Below are 18,265 nucleotides of genomic sequence, written 5' to 3'. Positions count from 1 at the left end.
GAGCTCGCCTTAGCCTGACAAACAAAAAAGGCGACCAATAAGGTCTCCTCAATCTAGCTTTCTCAATAATTTTTGTATTTCACATGTCGCTCTTAGCCTTTGGACCAAAAGTTTTGCATATTTTCTGCGCTAGGTGGTGGCCTAACACCGCAATCTCGATAATGATTTTTATCGCCGATCCCCAGTATCTTGCCATTTTCGTCATCAATCATAGCGGCTACTTTGACACCGTCTCCCACATGACGAGTCAACACGACAATTTCACCAGCTCTTTCAGACCTTACCGCGCCTAAGATTTGATATTCGTAGCGACCTTTCCTTGAATTAACGATCATCTTCGAGTTAATCGGGTTGGCTTCATACCCCACGCCCATATCAAAAACTGCTTGATAGAGATCGACGCCAGTCTTGGACACACATTTAAATATCTTGGGATGACTCAATGGCTCTAACAACGCTCTACTCGCTTCATCCTTTGAAATACTGGCACTAGCAGCACCACTGACCAGTAAAGCAATCAACCAAAAGTAAGCTCGCATAAAAAAGACCTCAATATGTGGGATTCATAATGAGGTCATAGTAAACGCAATGGATAAGCGGATGAATAAAGTAGAGTTTAGGTAAACCATCACGCTGGCTTATGTATAAATCAACCAGCCGAAGATTATACTACCTAAACTGCGACGTCTATTTGCCGAGCTTTTCAGCAATTTCAGTTAAGCTGGTAGGGTCGTCAATCGTCGAAGGCACCACATATTGCTCACCTTCTGCGATCTGTCGGATAGTTCTGCGTAAGATCTTACCTGAACGTGTCTTGGGTAGTCTCTCAACAACCAAGGCTTGCTTAAAACAAGCTACCGCGCCAATCTCATTACGAACCTTGCCAACCAACTCCGCTTGCAACTCAATACCATCGACTTTTACGCCATCTTTCAGCACAACGAAACCAAGAGGTAACTGCCCTTTTAAGTCATCGTGAATACCGACTACCGCACATTCTGCAATGGCTGGGTGACCACCCACGATCTCTTCCATTTCTCCCGTCGACAGACGGTGTCCCGCTACGTTTATCACATCGTCGATACGGCCCATGATAAATAGATACCCATCTTCATCAAGATAGCCACCGTCCCCAGAAACATAATAGCCCGGGAACTGACTCAAATAGCCGGATTCAAACCGATCATGATTGCGCCATACCGTGGGTAAACAACCAGGCGGCAATGGTCGTTTAAGTGCCACAAACCCTTGTTGATTCGTTTGTGCGATTTCACCCAACTCATTGAGGATCTCCACTTGGTAACCGGGTACTGGCTTGGTTGAAGAGCCCGCTTTCACTGGTAAAGATTCTAACCCTGTTGGATTGGCGGAAATGGCCCAACCTGTTTCGGTTTGCCACCAATGATCGATAACTGGTTTATTGGTATGAGACTCAACCCAATCCAATGTTGGAGGGTCTAAACGCTCGCCAGCCATAAAAATCGACTTGAGCGATGATAAATCATACTTGGTGAGCAACTCGCCTTCGGGATCTTCTTTCTTGATTGCCCTAAACGCTGTTGGCGCAGAAAACAATACATCGACCTTGTACTCTTCACACACACGCCAGAATGCGCCGGGATCTGGCGTTCGTACTGGCTTGCCTTCAAACAAAATGGTCGTACAGCCATGAATCAATGGCGCATACACAATGTAGGAATGCCCCACTACCCAACCGACATCAGAAGCTGCCCAAAACACACCATCTTGCGGCATATCGTAAATAGTGCTCATCGAGTATTTCATCGCAACCGCATGACCACCATTATCGCGCACCACGCCTTTTGGCTTACCCGTCGTCCCTGATGTATACAAGATATATAGTGGGTCAGTCGCTAGAACAGGCACACATACGTGAGGCAAAGCATCCTCAACCGCTTGTTGCCAAAGTACATCACGTTCGTTGTTCAATTCGGCTAGAGACTGCTCTCTTTGGAATACCACGACTTTCTCAGGCTTCCAACGACTGTCCATGATCGCCCTGTCGACCATCGGCTTATATGGCAGAACTTTATTTATCTCGACACCGCAGGATGCAGTAATCAACACCTTGGGCTCGGCATCTTCAATTCGAACGGCAAGCTCATGAGGAGCAAAACCACCAAACACCACCGAATGCACCGCGCCTAGTCGTGCACAGGCTAGCATTGCCATGGCAGCTTCAGGAATCATTGGCATGTAGATCACCACACGATCACCTTTGGTAACGCCTTGCGTGGCTAACATACCTGCGACTTTAGCCACTTGTTCACGCAATTGATTGTAAGTGTACGAGGATTGAGTTCCAGTAACTGGAGAGTCGTAAATCAGCGCGGTATTGTCACCTCGCCCATTTTCACAATGATAATCAAGCGCGAGCCAGCAGGTGTTCATCACCCCATCAGGAAACCAACGCTCAATACCATTCTCATCAGTTTGTAATATCGTTTTTGGTGGTTCAAACCAATCTATCGCTTGTGCTTGCGTTTCCCAGAACGAATTTGGGTCTTCCCTAGCCCATTGATACTCGGTGATATAGTCTGTTTTTCTGTTCATTCGATTCGTAGCAGACATAGTGCCTCCTCCATGATTTATCCATTAGTCCAAGCGCCTAGCTTTTGGCAGTGTCACTTGGGTGCACTCTTTTCTCAGCGTTGTGTTCGTGAACATTTGACCGTTCACGACAATCGCTTTACTTGGGAAAAGGCACACGAATGGCACCTTCCATGATCACTCGGGCACTACGACTCATTATCGCCCTTTCAATTTTCCAACCGCTTTCCGTTTGAATAGCTTTAGCACCCACTTTTAAGGTTCCAGATGGATGACCAAAGGTCACAAAATCACGACTTCCCTCACCGGCTGCCAAGTTCACTAAGGTGCCTGGTACACTTGCAGCTGAAGCAATAGCAACCGCAGCCGTACCCATCATGGCATGGTGCAATTGCCCCATAGACAAAGCACGTACTAGAAGGTCGGTATCTTCGGCAGCAACCGATTTTCCACTTGAGGCTTGGTAACCTTGAGGCTTGGCAACAAACGCGACTTTAGGAGTGTGTTGGCGTGATTCAGCTTGTTCTAGGGAATCAATAAGTCCCATCGCAACCGCACCATGCGCTCGGATGGATTCAAACAGAGCCAAGGCTTTGGCATCACTGTTAATATCCGATTGAAGCTCTGTACCTTGATAACCAACCGATTCAGCATCAACAAAAATGGTGGGTATCCCTGCATTAATGTAAGTTGCTTTGATGCAACCCAGATCTGGAACATCTAAAAAATCGACAACATTCCCTGTCGGAAACATAGAGCCACTCGCATCGGCTGGATCTAGGAAATCGACTTGGATCTCCGCGGCGGGGAAAGTGACACCATCGAGCTCAAAGTCACCTAACTCTTGGACTTCTCCATCAGCGATAGGTACATGAACAATGATGGTTTTCTCTATGTTTACTTGCCATACTCGCACCTCGACCACACCGTTTTCTGGAATACGATTCGAATCGACGAGGCCACTATGAATAGCAAATGGGCCTACTGCAGCAGACAAATTGCCGCAGTTACCACTCCAATCAACGAACGGCTTGTCTATTGCTACTTGACCGAATAGGTAATCAACATCGTGATCGGCTTTACTGCTTTTCGAAACAATAACGGTTTTACTGGTGCTGGATGTTGCACCACCCATACCATCGGTTTGCTTGCCATAAGGATCCGGGCTGCCAATCACGCGTAGAAGTAATGCGTCTCGTGCTTCTCCGGCGACTTGCGCAGCTTCAGGTAAGTCTTCTAAATTGAAAAAGACACCTTTGCTTGTTCCTCCCCGCATGTAGGTCGCAGGTACTTTAATTTGTTTGATGTTCATACCCAGCTCCTAATTTGCAAGAAAGTCTTTGGCGAAACGTTGCAACACGCCACCAGCGCTGTAGACATTCACTTCGTCTGCGGTGTCTAATCGACAGGTCACTGGCACATCAAGCTTTTCACCGTTTTTACGTGTGATGACTAGAGCCAAATCAGAACCTGCTTCAATGTCGCCGTACACGTCGTAAAGCTCGGTGCCATCCAACTCTAAGGTATTGCGATTCGTTCCTACTTTGAACTGCAGAGGTAATACACCCATGCCAACTAAGTTGGTTCTGTGGATTCGTTCAAACCCTTCTGCCACAATCACTTCAACACCCGCTAAACGCACCCCTTTGGCTGCCCAGTCACGTGATGAACCTTGTCCATAATCGGCACCAGCAACGACAATCAAGGGTTGCTTTCGATTCATGTAGGTTTCTATCGCTTCCCACATTCGCGTAACCTGTCCATCTGGCTCAACTCGTGCCAATGAACCTTGCACGACTTCTCCAGCGTCCTTCACCATTTCATTAAACAGCTTCGGGTTGGCAAATGTTGCTCGTTGCGCGGTTAAGTGATCGCCTCGATGGGTCGCGTAAGAGTTAAAGTCCTCTTCCGGCACTTCCATTTTGGTGAGGTATTCCCCCGCAGCGCTCGAAGCGAGAATCGCATTTGAAGGAGATAAATGGTCCGTAGTGATGTTATCGCCAAGAATAGCTAATGGTCTCATACCAGATAAGCTTCGTTCTCCCGCCAAAGCCCCCTCCCAATAAGGTGGCCTGCGAATATAGGTACTTTGAGGTCGCCAGTCATAAAGTGGTTCAGTCGATACCTGATCCTCATCTGGCTGGAACATTTTTACGTAGATTTGTTGGAATTGCTGAGGCTTAACATGCTCACCGACAACGGCATCGATCTCGGCATCACTCGGCCATAAATCACTTAAGTAGATTGGCTTGCCGTTGTTGTCAGTGCCTAAGCTGTCTTTCTCGATATCAAAGCGAATCGTTCCCGCTAAGGCGTAAGCAACCACCAATGGCGGTGAGGCTAAAAACGCTTGTTTTGCATAAGGATGGATTCGACCATCGAAGTTTCGATTCCCTGACAACACAGCGGTTGAGTACAGGTCGCGGTAGATGATCTCCTGTTGGATTTTAGGATCCAACGCCCCACTCATTCCGTTACAGGTAGTACACGCATAGCCGACGATACCGAAGCCTAATTGTTCCAGTTCAGGTAGCAAACCTGCCGACTCGAGATAGAGCTTGGCCACTTTAGAACCTGGAGCAAATGACGTTTTCACCCACGGCTTACGAACTAATCCAAGCTGATTGGCTTTCTTAGCCACCAATGCTGCGGCGACTACGTTTCTTGGATTACTGGTGTTGGTACAAGAGGTAATTGCTGCGATGATCACCGCACCATCAGGCATCTGCTCGTCGCTGTACTGCTTAGCATGCTGCTCTTTCCAAGATGTTTGACTGATACCTTGTTTAGCCAGCTCTCTGGTTGGCAAACGGCGATGAGGATTGGATGGCCCTGCTAGATTGCGCTCAACCTTCGACAAATCAAACTCTAATACACGTTCGTATTGAGCAGAGTCTAGATCGTCAGCCCATAGCCCAGTTTGCTTGGCGTAGCGTTCAACTAATTCAACCTGCTCAGGCTCTCGACCTGTGAGTTTCAGGTATTGAATGGTCTGCTCATCGATGTAAAACATACCGGCTGTTGCGCCATACTCTGGCGTCATGTTGGAGATTGTTGCGCGGTCACCAATGGTCAGCGCACGAGCCCCTTCACCGAAGAATTCCAAATAGCTTGAGACCACTCTCTCATTGCGAAGAAACTCAGTAATCGCAAGTACAATATCCGTTGCGGTTATCCCTTCTTGTCGTTGACCCGTTAGCTTAACGCCGACAATATCAGGCAATCGCATCATCGACGGACGACCTAGCATCACAGTTTCAGCTTCCAATCCGCCCACACCAATAGCAATAACGCCCAGAGCATCAACGTGCGGTGTATGGCTATCGGTACCAACACAGGTATCAGGAAAGGCGATGCCTTCTTTAGATTGAATAACCGGAGACATCTTCTCCAAGTTAATCTGGTGCATGATCCCGTTCCCCGCTGGAATCACACTGACGTTCTTAAATGCGGTTTTACACCATTCAATAAAGTGAAAACGGTCTTCGTTTCTGCGCTCTTCAATCGCTCGGTTTTTATCAAACGCTTGGCTATCAAAACCTGCGTGTTCCACTGCCAAAGAGTGGTCAACAATCAGCTGGGTTTCGACCACTGGATTAACCTTGGCAGGGTCTCCGCCTTGGTCGGCAATCGCGTCTCTTAATCCAGCCAAATCAACCAAAGCGGTTTGACCAAGAATGTCATGACACACCACGCGCGCAGGATACCAAGGGAAATCTAGGTCGCTCTTACGGTCAATGATCTGTTTTAAGCTGTCTTCAAGGGTTTCAGGATCACAGCGTCTTACTAATTGCTCTGCTAATACTCTCGACGTATAAGGCAAGGTTTTGTAAGCACCTGGGGATATTGCTTCTACCGCTTCGCAAGCGTCGAAATATTCTAAACCCGTTCCCGGTAAAACCTTTCGATACTTGTTTTCATCAAGCTCTTGGTTTCTTTCAAGTTTTACATCAGACATACATCCACCATTATCTGTTAAATTCTATTCGTTGGTTCTCGAGGCCTTACCACATGAAGAGAAAGTCACCTCGAGATATAAGTCGGTTCGATATAGAGGACTAACGTAAATGGACTGGCAGCCAGTCTTGATGCTCTGGTCCAGTGTAGTCTGCGCTTGGGCGAATAATTCGATTGTTTTCTCTTTGTTCGAACACGTGTGCCGTCCAACCTGTAAGGCGGCTCATCACGAAGATAGGAGTAAACAATTTAGTTGGGATGTCCATGAAGTGGTAAGCCGATGCATGGAAGAAGTCCGCATTACAGAACAGCCCTTTCTCGCGCTTCATTACCGCTTCAACACGCTCAGAAACGGCGTAAAGCTGTTCATCTCCCACCTCTTGAGCTAGCTCTTTTGACCAACGCTTGATTAGAGCATTTCGCGGGTCGCTTTCACGATAAATGGCATGACCGAAGCCCATGATTTTGTATTTGTTAGCAAGCATCTGCATGATGTTAGTTTCTGCTTCATCAGCGGTTTGCCAATCTTGGATCATTTCCATCGCCGCTTCATTCGCACCGCCATGTAAAGGACCTCTCAACGTACCAATCGCTGCGGTGACACAAGAGTGGATATCTGACAGTGTTGATGCACAAACACGAGCGGCAAAAGTCGAAGCATTAAACTCATGCTCTGCGTAAAGGGTTAGCGAGCAGTGCATCACCTTCTTATGAAGTTCACTAGGCGCTTTATCCGTTAGCATTTTCAAGAAGTAGCCACCCAGACACGCTTCACTTTGATCTTCAGTGTCAATGCGCACGCCATCATGGCTGAAGCGATACCAATAACAAATAATGGCAGGGAAAAGTGCGAGCATTCGTTCAGTCGCGGGAAGCTGCTCAGAAAAATCAGACTCTTGCTCTAGATTACCTAGCATTGAACAACCCGTTCTCATCACATCCATTGGATGAGCGTCTGCAGGGATAAGTTCTAGTGCTGCTTTCAAAGGTTGAGGCAAGCCACGCAAACCAATCAACAATGTTTTGTAATGGTCTAACTCTTTTTCACTTGGCAAATGACCTCTTAGTAACAGATGCGCCACTTCTTCGAACTGAGCATGATTAGCAAGATCGGTAATATCATAACCACGGTAAGTTAAGCCGGTTCCTGATTTTCCTACCGTACATAGCGCCGTGGTTCCGGCACTCTGACCACGTAGACCAGCACCACCGATTGCAGGTGCGCTAGCTGGTTTGCTTTCGGGTTTTTCGCTTTGTTGTTGGTTTTCTATTGAAGCCTTTTCGACAGCTGCTTTATCACTCAAAGATACAGACATGGTGAACTCCTTTTCAGTGTTAGTCGCCTGCACTCTTTGGTGCTGGCTATTTATGTGTCCGATGATCTTTATCATCGGTACTGGATATGGCGACTAACCATTTCACGTTATTGGATTAAGTTGATTTTTGATTAATTGAAACCGGTTTACTCTTCGCTTGAAAACAACTGATCAAGCTTGTTCTCGTAGTCGTGGTAATTCAGGTGTTCGTAAAGCTCCTTACGGGTTTGCATTGAATCCAACAGAGCTTCTTGATTGCCTTCAACTAGCAAATGCTTGTAAACATTCTCCGCCGCTTTATTCATCGCACGGAATGCACTCAATGGGTAAAGCACCATGTCGACACTTGATTGGGCTAACTCGTTACAGTTGTAGAGTGGTGTTTGGCCAAACTCAGTTATGTTAGCAAGAATAGGCACATGCTTACCCGTTGCTGATTTCAGCGCTGCCGAGAACTTCAGGTACTGGTCGAGCTGATTCATCGCCTCAGGGAAAATCATGTCCGCGCCCGCTTCAACACAAGCTATCGCTCGCTCAATCGCGCTATCAATACCTTCAACCGCCAATGCATCGGTACGCGCCATAATCACAAAGCTGTCATCGGTTCTCGCATCGGTTGCAGCTTTGACTCTATCGACCATCTCTTGCTGGCTTACAATCGCTTTATTTGGTCGATGACCGCAGCGTTTTTGCGCAACTTGGTCTTCCATATGAATCGCAGCTGCACCCGCTTTTTCCATAGCTCGAATGGTACGTGCAATATTAAATGCGCCACCAAAACCCGTATCGATATCCACCAGCAATGGCAGATCACACGCGTTGGTAATACGTTCAACATCGACCAACACATCGTTCAATGTGGTGATACCCAAATCAGGCAAGCCGTAAGACGCATTGGCGATGCCCCCACCCGACAAATAGATCGCTTGATGCCCCAAGTTCTTTGCCATCATTGCGCAATACGGATTCACCGTACCGACGATCTGCAATGGGTCGTTGTCTTGCACAGCTTGTCGGAACTTAGCTCCTGCTGATAACTTCATAATGACGCTCCCTGTTAATTGTTAATTTCTATCTAACTTTTATAACTACTGATGTTTAGCTCTCGCCAGCGAAGAACCGCTGGCAAATACCAGTCGCCAGTTAATCAAGATCTTTGGATTGAATTTGTTGTTCTATAAGCAATCGGCTTCCCGAGATGTGTCTTCGCATTAGCATTTCTGCTAGCTCTTCATCACGGTTGCGAATTGCTTGTAGGATGTATTTATGTTCATCAAGCGCCTCTTTTGGTCGAGACTGAGCCCTAGGCGATTGATAGCGGTACATGCGTAGTAGGTGATAAAGCTCATCACACAGCAGCGAAATGAGTTTGCTGTTACGACTCGCTTTGATAATGCGGTAATGGAAATCGAAATCCCCATGTTGATGAAAGTAAGAAGAACCTTCGACTTCATCGATGTGTTTTGAATGTGTCGACAATAATCCTTCAAGCCCGATAAGCTCTTCTTGTGTGATGTGTCGCGCTGCTAAGCGAGCCGCCATGCCTTCCAATGCCTCTCGCACCGCGTAAAGCTCTAGCAGTTTGTCTGCCGAAAAAGTAATAACTCGTGCGCCGACATGAGGAATTCGCTCAATAAGCCCTAGCCCTTCCACACGCATTATCGCTTCACGTAATGGACCTCGACTTACCTCGAAGCGTTTAGCCAGTTCAGGCTCCGAGATCTTACTGCCCGGTGCTAATTCACCGTTAACAATCGCCTCAACGAGGTACTCAGTCAGATTTTCCGACTTGGTGTTTTCTTTGTCGCTCACACGTGTTTTCGTGTTTGCACTTAAGGTGAGATCTTTTATCGCAGTATTCATATTCACGCTGCTCACTTCTGATTGCCGACCCTAACTGTCAACAATTTCATAACATGAACATAAAATACACGATCAAATTGTCGACAATCAAGTAGATTGTCGACAATTTAGACTAAGGTAGTATTTTTTATAGACGATAAAAACTCACCCAAAAGGACACTAAAAATAACTTAACTAATTGTTATTTATCGCTTCAAACAGATTAACAACCACCAACCCGATACATACTCTAAAATTATTTGGAATCGATGTGTCGACAACTTATCGCCAAACTTGTCAATCGCAGCTCCCTCTGTGTCTATCCACCTGCTCACCGATAAACAGATATAAAAAAGGCGCACTCATGTGCGCCTTTCATTCATCGAACCCGTTCTAACAAGCCAACCTTTAATCAAGCTATCTGACGAGTAACTTCTAGGTATTTATTGATATCAACGAAATCAATTTGTTCCGGTTTCAGATATTCTTCGGCATAACGCAGGTGAGTACCGCTGGTTAAGAACAATCTAAACAGCTCGATATCGAGATGCTCGTCTAATGCCATTTTGTACATGATGTCGACAGCAACACTAATCGGCTTCGCTTTCTTATAAGGCCTATCCGCAGCGGTTAACGCCTCAAAAATATCGGAGATCACAAGAATACGTTCTGGGATTGATAGGTCATCACCAGTCAATTTCCTTGGATATCCCGTACCTTTAAGTGTTTCATGGTGCGTCGAAGCATAGCGAGGAACACGACTTAGCTCTTTCGGGAATGGCAGATTCTCAAGCATCTTAATCGTGCCAAGCATGTGCTCGTTTATCTTGAACCTATCTTCAGCGGTCAACGTGCCGCGTGCAATACTCAGATTGTAGACTTCGCCTAGGTTATATAAGTGCTCAGGTACATCCATTTTGATTTTATGTTTCGGGTCAAACTCTAACGGCCTATCTCTTTTCACTATATGTTCAGGTTTATCACTTAACAGTGGCTCTGTCGCAGGTAAACTTGCACTCGGTTCTCGGTTCAACGCTTCTATCGGTGATAAACCAAGTTGATCATCAAAGTTACGCGTCCAAGTCGTCTCAGCTATCGCGTGAATACGAGCGACTTTGTCTTCACTCATGAATTCACCACCAACGTTCGATGTCGCGATAAAAGTAAAGTCATCTTGTAGCTGTTGTTTGGTTGTCGCAAGCTCATCTGCAATTTGCTGCGTTGATAGCGTACCTTCAAGTTGCTTTCTCAAAGCGGTGATTTCCGCATCACGCCAAAGTACTTCAAATCGAGTTCTCACCTCGTGAATTCGGTTGTAGTTCGCTTCTAGCTTCGTACCTTTATCGACGATGTGTTCGGGTATCGTGATCTTGCCACAATCGTGAAGCCAAGCCGCAATTCTGAATTCACGACGTTCATCATCATTTTTAAACTCAAAATCTTTGAAATGATCGGACTGTGATTTCTCAGCTGCATCAGCCAACATCAAGCCGAGTTCTGGTACACGATTACAGTGCCCTGCCGTATAAGCGGATTTATCATCGATAGCTTGGGCGATAAGCTTGATAAACGACTCCACAAACGCCTCTTGTGTCTGTTCATGCTGCTTAATCTCTGCCGCCATGCCTTTCACTGCCACAGACAGCTCCCATACTTCTTTGATTCGAGTGTCAACAAGCTCGACACTATCATAATCACGCATCTTGATCTTATGAGTCTCCTCCTCTAATTGACGAATAGGACGCACTATCGGTGCACCAAAACCCCAAGCAATAGGCAACGTCAAACTCATCAGTAACATCGTTATACCAACAGAGGTTGCTAGACGTTTATTGACTGTACTAAAGATTTCAGTTTCGGGAATCAATACCGCAAAATACTCAGAGTAGTGTTCGCCTGTGTCTATTTTCTTTAAATAGAGATGCTTGACCTCGCCATTCAACTCTACCCTTATCATACTGCCTTCAACCGTTGCTTCCTTAGCCAAATCATAAAGTTCAGTATAAGGAACCGTCGTATTCGTATTAAAGCCGGTATCATGGAGCCACTTTTTCGCTAAGGCATCAAGTTGTTCATCACTCAATCTACTGATAGCCTTATCAATAATTGGAAGCAATTGCTTATGCTTGCTCTGCAACACCAAATGGAATTGATTTGTGTAGTTCCGTTTTAGATCTTCTAGAGTCCCATTGACAACAAGGCCTGGCTGGAAAAACCTATCTAATGCAAACGAGAGTACGGGTTCAGCGTCTAAGAAAGCAAAGTTCTCTTCGCTTTCAATTGAATTAAATGCAGACTCTAGGTTTTCAAATTCAACTAAATCAATGTTCGGAAAATCCTCTCTCAACTTAGGAATAATTGACCACCCAGATAAAATGGCAACTTTTTCACCCTCAAGCTCGGCATAATTAGTGACAACCTTCGCGCCGACCCTTGTCACGATAGAAAATGGCAATTCATAAATTGGAGTCGTGTATAGGCCATCTATGCCATTATTTTTATAATGTTGAACCGATTGCAGGCCATCAATACTTCCTTCTTGAAACTTACTGACAAGCTCGTCCCAAGAAAAGCCATTCACAAATTCAAACCTGATCCCAGTCATCTCACCGATCATTTTGAGAAGGTCTATCGCATAACCGTTTGGTTTCCCCGCCACAGAAAAGTCCATCGGCCCCCAATCATTTTGATTAGAAACTAGCAGCGGAGGGGTATCGTTAACCAAGGTTTTTTGCTCAGATGATAATATCAATGTTGATACATCAAACTCCGATTCCTGATTGTTAACCTTGAGGTTGGACGCTATGATATTTCCCGATTTCGAATATAAGAAAGACTCAACCTTACTATCTTCTGCTAATCCAAGCGCCGTACCTGATAATTTGTTAGCCAAAGAAGACAACACAATATCAATACCAATCACATGTTGAATTTCAGATTCTATTTTCGAATCAAACGCTAAAGAATAAGTTTGTCCGGTAATTTGTAAATACTGAAAAAGATATGGCTGAGTTTTTTCGACCGACTGAACATTGGCAGAAACATACCAAGGCCTGGTCGTTGGAAAGTAGTTGCTCTGCTCCGTAGTTGAGCTTCTGAGCGTAAACTCTTGGTCAAAGTATTTCGTTGTCCGGACTCGCTCCTGCCCTATATTTTTAATCTCAACCACAACCCAACGATCCGTTTGTTGTGCACCTATTTTTTCTCTAACGACAGGGGCAGATTCTAGATTAATAATTTGGAAGAAATTTTCATCGGATGAGCCAATGTAAATACTATAAAAGAGAGGGTTATCTTTAATGGCTTCAGAAAGAATACTACGCGACTCTTCTTTCGATATTTTGTTACTGATTGACCGTTTCACTGAAGCAAGTAAACGCGCAGTGTTGGCTGCGTCAGAATCAATAGCGCCTATATAATCACTCAGGTCATGAGACACCATCGTCAACTTTGATAGGGTATTCTCAGTCGCCATTTTTTTACTGAAGTAATATTGCAGTGAAACCGCAACAACAGCGGTAAGAAATGTCGCGAGTAAAAACATTCCTCCAACAGTAAATCGTAACGAAATTTTTTTGTCTGTCATTATTCGATCCTTGAATAACCATTAGCTCAGAAATGTAACGTGCCAGCAATATTTATATTATTACAGTAGCACACCCCACCTAGCAACACATTATTCTATATATACAAGAGCGTCTCCCTATCCCTCTCTCTGTGTCACAATAAAGTACCTACTTTAATGATACCCAACAGTATAAAACGGCTAATAGTCAAAACAAATTGTTCACACAACCTTAAGAAAAAATGAGAATAATTATTTCTTGAAGAATCCTAGAGCCACGTCCCCGTGAACTTTATGCACTTTATTCACCCAATGTTCTTTATCCTCAATCTCGCCGCATTAAAGACAATTCGTTAACACATCGTTAACTTTAACCTCATCTACTAAACACCCGATTCGTGTATTTAGTAGCTGGATATAAAACATAAGTTTCTCTCCATTGAAGAGATCCCCTACATAAGGAACGTGAACCATGTTCAAGGCACTGAAACCTACTCTTGCGGCTTCTATCATCGCAGCAACCTTTTCTTTTAACACTTTTGCTGCTGACGTAGAAAAAATCCACTTCCTAATCCCTGGCGGCGCTGGTGGCGGTTGGGATATGACGGCTCGTGGTACGGGTGATGTATTAGTTAAATCCGACATCGTAGAAAATGTCTCTTTCCAAAACTTGTCTGGTGGTGGTGGCGGTAAAGCCATTGCACACCTAATCGAGACGGCTCAACGTCAAGAAGACACGCTAATGGTGAACTCAACGCCTATCGTTGTTCGTTCACTAACGGGGATCTTCCCACAATCTTTCCGCGACCTAACTCCTGTAGCAGCAACTATTGCCGATTACGGTGCAATCGTCGCGTCTGCGGATTCTAAGTACAACACTTGGGAAGACGTCGTTAAAGAGTTCGAAACCAACCCACGTAAAGTAAAAATTGCTGGTGGTTCAGCTCGTGGCAGCATGGACCACCTTGTGGTTGCGGCAGCGTTCAAAGGCGAAGGTTTTGATGCGAAGAAAGTACGTTACATTGCCTACGATGCTGGCGGTAAAGCGATGGCGGCACTGCTTTCTGGCGAAACACAGCTGCTTTCTACTGGCCTTGGTGAAGTGCTAGAGATGTCTAAATCTGGCCAAGTAAAAGTGCTTGCTGTGACGGCGCCAAAGCGTCTTGACGCTGCACCTAACATCCCAACACTGACTGAGTACGGCAACGAAACCGTATTCGCTAACTGGCGTGGTTTCTTTGCAGCACCTGGCACAAGCCAAGCGAAGATCGACGAGTGGAATGTAGCGCTTGGCAAAATGTACAAAACCGATGAGTGGCAAGTGGTTCGTGACCGTAACGGTTGGATCGACAACTACAAAGCTGACAAAGATTTTTACGCCTTCCTAGAAGATCAAGAAAAACAGATGGGCGACCTAATGCGTGAGCTTGGTTTCTTGAAATAACCAACAACCATAGAGGGCCTATGTGCCCTCTTACTCTTTCCTTGTTTCGCCGTGCATGAGTTAACTTCAAACTCCTTTGTTTATTCGTAGACGTATTACTAACGCTTGCCGATTCGTTGTAAACGCAAGTGGCTGATAAACCAGTACCGTAATTCGCTTACCTTTGGTTAGTGATCCCAGACATTTCATTGACTCGCTCATGTACGGCTTTTTTACTTTTTATACCACCCCAAATGGAGTTGGATATGTCGGACTTACCAACCAAATTTCTGAGTAAGGAATCTTTGCTTTCGAAGGGGCAACGTTGTTGATGGGGATTATCTGCTAACTGCAAGATCGTTCAAGTCTTCTTAAACGATCGGCATTACACACTAGGTGGGCTTTTTTGCTTGTTCATAAAGAACGAATTTGGTGCCGCTACTGGACTCTACCATCAATTTATCATTCTGATTTATATAGAAATTAATATATAAAACCTTAAAAATGTTACCTCCAGTGTTACTTCAATAAGTAATCAATTACTTGTCACTGCAGTTCAATAAATGTCCCATTCTTATGACTAGTGTTAACAAAGGTAGCCATCAGGTTATAAGTAGAACCAACCAAGAAAATCAGTATTTATTTTTCATTATCCGCCAAACTTCTTCTACAGACAATTCAGCACTTAGTAAACGTGCGACTGGGGTTGGTAGCCTTTCTATCAGAGATACTACATGAAGTTCTTTTCGTGGCCTAGACAGAGCAACATAGACACCGTTTACCTTGTCTTTTTTCGTCCATTCAACTTCTTCTAACCCAGCTAAAATAACCGTATCAAACTCCAACCCTTTAATATGTTCAGGACTTGAAAAGTGAATCTGATATTTCTTGTTCAACTGCACGGTTTCCGAGACATAAGATTCTCGGAAGACACTCTTCAGACCTTCCCTCAAGTTTTCCTCAAGAGTTTTGGCTAAGTTTAAGTTTGGCGTCAATACCCCAATAGTACGAGTCTGCGGCTGAGTTCTAATAACGTCCAAAATTGCATCATGAGCAGATTCAAATCCGAGACTACTAAAAGTATAGCCATCAGAAGACCGTATATTGTCCAAATGCATTTTCACATGTTCGAAAGAATCAGATAACCTTATATCTCCCTGTACAAATCGTCTGAAAATCTGAGATATCGAGCCAAGTGTAGCGTTAAACTCCTGTCTCTTGTTCTCTATCAGCAAATGCTTTGATAGCTTTCTGTATGGAAAGCATGCATCCAAATCTTTCGCCTGCCTACCACTCAACTGTTGGTGCATATCTCCGACCATAGTGACTGCGTCATATTCAGGAGACGCTTGTCGTCCCATAATAAACACTTGGATTTCAGTGAAATCCTGTACTTCATCTACAAACACACTTCTATAGTATTGTGTGGTATGCCAACGGGTTGGGATTGAGCCATATTCTTCATTGCCTTTTGCGCCAATAATATGGGACATAGCTAACAGTACGTCTATATCATGCGTATTGAGCTTTCTTCCTATTAAGCGATTTAAAGCATCGCTATTTTTACTACCCCAATCTTTATCACCAAACAATAAAGCATCTCTGTACAAATCAGCTATGTGCCAATGATTAAACAAGCGTGGAATTAACCTCGCCCTCAGGAAGTTAGAAAAACTTGTAGGCTTTCCTCCCTTCGAAGTTGGTGTAATAGTTGCTGTATACGGACTAGGGCGTTCAAATGGTCTAACTCTAGATGACAAACCTTGTAGTACAAATAACCTCCTTTCCGAACGAAGGAAGCTCAGTTGTTCAACATCTACAAGTTTACCTTTAAAAAGTGCACCATTAGAGCTCTTACCAATTAAATATTGCGTGTCTTCCTCACTGACTTTATCCCAGAGCTCATCAAACGGTGTATTTAGTTCAATCTGCCCCGGCACGTCTTGGATTGACAACTCAACTAATTCACATTTTTCGACAAACGTTGAAAGGTCTTGTTGCGAGGACAATTGGAAGCAAGTCCGCTCTTGCTTATCTAAAAATAAATGCTTGTGAGAACGGTAAGCACCGAATAGATTCGACAAGCTAGTCGTAAACTCTGGTTCATCATCTTTGATGGAATACCAAAAACCACTTCGATCAACTGTATCGGCAACAGTAACTCTAATAAGTTGATATAGCTGGGGGATAAGATCCTCACAGGCAAAGTGGCTATGCACTCTAGTTGTTTTCCATTGAGCTATATTTGTTTGAAGCTTCAGCTTTAATTTATCAGTCAAAGTAGATAGCAACAAAGTCGAAACAGATTCAGAAGGCTCAAATTTATTAGTATCGAAAGTAAGTTGATCGACAACTTTATCAACTTTCGTTAACAATAAATCAAAAAGTACTTTGTCGAATGACTCCAACCAAGACATCGTCGTCTCTGATTCATCGTTTTCACTTAAATCTACAGAGAGAGCATATTTAGGTGAGTTATCTGTTTTCGATCGTTGTTCAAGCTCTCTTGCTAGTTGAAGCCTTGAACGTAGTTCATCGTATTCGATAATCGGAAGATGTGATAAGCCGAGTTCATTACAGGTTTGCTTCAAATATTGAACTAACTCCCCGGTTCGAACAATGCCGACACTACTCTCTTGATCAAAGAAATCGGTAGCTTCGTACTCATCACTTTCATCTGGTACAACTTTAGATAAATCAACCAAAGTTTTAGCACGACCTAACGCAGCACAAGTCTTTCCAGAACCGGCGATACCTTCTACCAACATAGGCCCAGTGTCCAAGGTATTAGACATGACCTTATATTGCTCTCTAGTCGGGTTTAAATAAAAGTTACTACTTAGACCAAAATACTCATCTTTCAGCTCAGTTGGTTCGCTTATATTTTCTGGTTCATCGAGAATGATATCATCTACCGGGTCATCTTCGTCCCAGCCTCCAAACTCAGATACTCCCCAAGTAATATCACCCTGAGTTGTTTCTTCAGTGTCTAAATAATCCTCAGGGCAAGTGAGCTCATTTTCAGCAATGTTATTGCTCCACATCAAGACGGTCTTCTTCAAGTCTTGCGTGTGATATTCATCAACATCATTGCTATATTTACCAGAGAAACTAGAGCGAACCATAGTTTGAAAGTTTCGTAAATTATCTGCAGCTACGTGACCTTTGAAACGCTCAAAAGTTCTTATTTCAAGGACTTCATAATTTCCTAGTAATTTGCTCTTACCTGAGAGTCCAATATAGGCTTGACGACATAGGGTACCTATGGGAGAAAGAGACGTTGATACGCCGTGCTTTGTATTTGCATAACTTCCAGCAACTTGGGTCACTCGATACTCTTGAATGCCTTTCACATCACTTTCTATTAAAACTGACTTCCCATAAGCCACTCGTTTCACTTCTTCAAGAGTAGAGATGTCCTGGGAGTTATTTACTTCTCTTGCTCGGCGCAATTTTTTATCGACATCATCAATGACACTATCGATACAATCTAGCTCAGCTTTTATAGCCTCTTGTGTTGCGGTGGCTTGCTCAGCAGTAACTTTTTCTATTTCAGTGGGAATTTTCCAACGATTTATTGACATAATTTTC

10 protein-coding genes are annotated in these 18,265 nt (G+C 44.4%); 1 reads left to right on the top strand and 9 read right to left on the bottom strand.

Going from position 1 to position 18,265, the window contains the following annotated elements; all coding sequences use genetic code 11:
* Positions 1-92 precede the first annotated feature (92 nt).
* The 8 genes from AB6E08_RS00085 to AB6E08_RS00050 all read right to left on the bottom strand — a co-directional run bounded on the left by AB6E08_RS00085 (position 93) and on the right by AB6E08_RS00050 (position 13,272).
* Entirely contained in the window at positions 93-539 is a 447-nt protein-coding gene (locus AB6E08_RS00085) for a hypothetical protein (protein WP_017096691.1), read from the bottom strand.
* 148 nt (positions 540-687) lie between these two features.
* Positions 688-2,592: a propionyl-CoA synthetase gene (locus AB6E08_RS00080; RefSeq protein WP_372063580.1), complete on the bottom strand. Its 1,905-nt coding sequence runs from the start codon at positions 2,590-2,592 to the stop codon at positions 688-690.
* 118 nt (positions 2,593-2,710) lie between these two features.
* Positions 2,711-3,883, bottom strand: a complete 1,173-nt coding sequence (prpF, locus tag AB6E08_RS00075) for a 2-methylaconitate cis-trans isomerase PrpF (RefSeq protein ID WP_372063578.1) — start codon at positions 3,881-3,883, stop codon at positions 2,711-2,713.
* 9 nt (positions 3,884-3,892) lie between these two features.
* A complete protein-coding gene (acnD, locus tag AB6E08_RS00070) occupies positions 3,893-6,529 on the bottom strand; it encodes a Fe/S-dependent 2-methylisocitrate dehydratase AcnD (protein ID WP_372063576.1) in 2,637 nt (878 codons plus the stop codon).
* 100 nt (positions 6,530-6,629) lie between these two features.
* On the bottom strand, positions 6,630-7,844 hold the full coding sequence (gene prpC, locus AB6E08_RS00065) for a 2-methylcitrate synthase (protein ID WP_372063574.1): 1,215 nt from the start codon (positions 7,842-7,844) through the stop codon (positions 6,630-6,632).
* 146 nt (positions 7,845-7,990) lie between these two features.
* The gene (gene prpB, locus AB6E08_RS00060) at positions 7,991-8,887 is read right to left on the bottom strand and encodes a methylisocitrate lyase (protein ID WP_081229639.1); all 897 of its coding nucleotides are present in this window, start codon (positions 8,885-8,887) and stop codon (positions 7,991-7,993) included.
* Between the two features lie 100 nt (positions 8,888-8,987).
* Positions 8,988-9,707 carry a GntR family transcriptional regulator gene (locus tag AB6E08_RS00055; protein ID WP_017071741.1) on the bottom strand — a complete coding sequence of 240 codons (720 nt, stop codon included), beginning with the start codon at positions 9,705-9,707 and terminating at the stop codon, positions 8,988-8,990.
* Between the two features lie 391 nt (positions 9,708-10,098).
* Positions 10,099-13,272 carry an HD domain-containing phosphohydrolase gene (locus AB6E08_RS00050; RefSeq protein WP_372063572.1) on the bottom strand — a complete coding sequence of 1,058 codons (3,174 nt, stop codon included), beginning with the start codon at positions 13,270-13,272 and terminating at the stop codon, positions 10,099-10,101.
* Between the two features lie 451 nt (positions 13,273-13,723).
* On the opposite strand from AB6E08_RS00050, the gene AB6E08_RS00045 reads away from it, so the two are divergent.
* The gene (locus AB6E08_RS00045) at positions 13,724-14,695 is read left to right on the top strand and encodes a tripartite tricarboxylate transporter substrate binding protein (RefSeq protein WP_004733595.1); all 972 of its coding nucleotides are present in this window, start codon (positions 13,724-13,726) and stop codon (positions 14,693-14,695) included.
* Between the two features lie 611 nt (positions 14,696-15,306).
* Here AB6E08_RS00045 and AB6E08_RS00040 read toward each other — a convergent pair.
* On the bottom strand, positions 15,307-18,258 hold the full coding sequence (locus AB6E08_RS00040; protein ID WP_372063570.1) for a hypothetical protein: 2,952 nt from the start codon (positions 18,256-18,258) through the stop codon (positions 15,307-15,309).
* Positions 18,259-18,265: the final 7 nt, after the last annotated feature.

It is taken from the genome of Vibrio sp. 10N.247.310.24 (genome assembly GCF_041467175.1).
Lineage (GTDB): Bacteria > Pseudomonadota > Gammaproteobacteria > Enterobacterales > Vibrionaceae > Vibrio > Vibrio tasmaniensis_A.
This window is presented reverse-complemented; position numbering and strand designations above follow the sequence as displayed.

Coding starts and splice junctions, on each gene's coding strand:
- AB6E08_RS00055 (WP_017071741.1), bottom strand. CDS start 9,707: ATGAATACTGCGATAAAAGATCTCACCTTAAGTGCAAACACGAAAACA.
- AB6E08_RS00040 (WP_372063570.1), bottom strand. CDS start 18,258: ATGTCAATAAATCGTTGGAAAATTCCCACTGAAATAGAAAAAGTTACT.
- acnD (WP_372063576.1), bottom strand. CDS start 6,529: ATGTCTGATGTAAAACTTGAAAGAAACCAAGAGCTTGATGAAAACAAG.
- AB6E08_RS00045 (WP_004733595.1), top strand. CDS start 13,724: ATGTTCAAGGCACTGAAACCTACTCTTGCGGCTTCTATCATCGCAGCA.
- prpF (WP_372063578.1), bottom strand. CDS start 3,883: ATGAACATCAAACAAATTAAAGTACCTGCGACCTACATGCGGGGAGGA.
- prpC (WP_372063574.1), bottom strand. CDS start 7,844: ATGTCTGTATCTTTGAGTGATAAAGCAGCTGTCGAAAAGGCTTCAATA.
- AB6E08_RS00085 (WP_017096691.1), bottom strand. CDS start 539: ATGCGAGCTTACTTTTGGTTGATTGCTTTACTGGTCAGTGGTGCTGCT.
- AB6E08_RS00080 (WP_372063580.1), bottom strand. CDS start 2,592: ATGTCTGCTACGAATCGAATGAACAGAAAAACAGACTATATCACCGAG.
- AB6E08_RS00050 (WP_372063572.1), bottom strand. CDS start 13,272: ATGACAGACAAAAAAATTTCGTTACGATTTACTGTTGGAGGAATGTTT.
- prpB (WP_081229639.1), bottom strand. CDS start 8,887: ATGAAGTTATCAGCAGGAGCTAAGTTCCGACAAGCTGTGCAAGACAAC.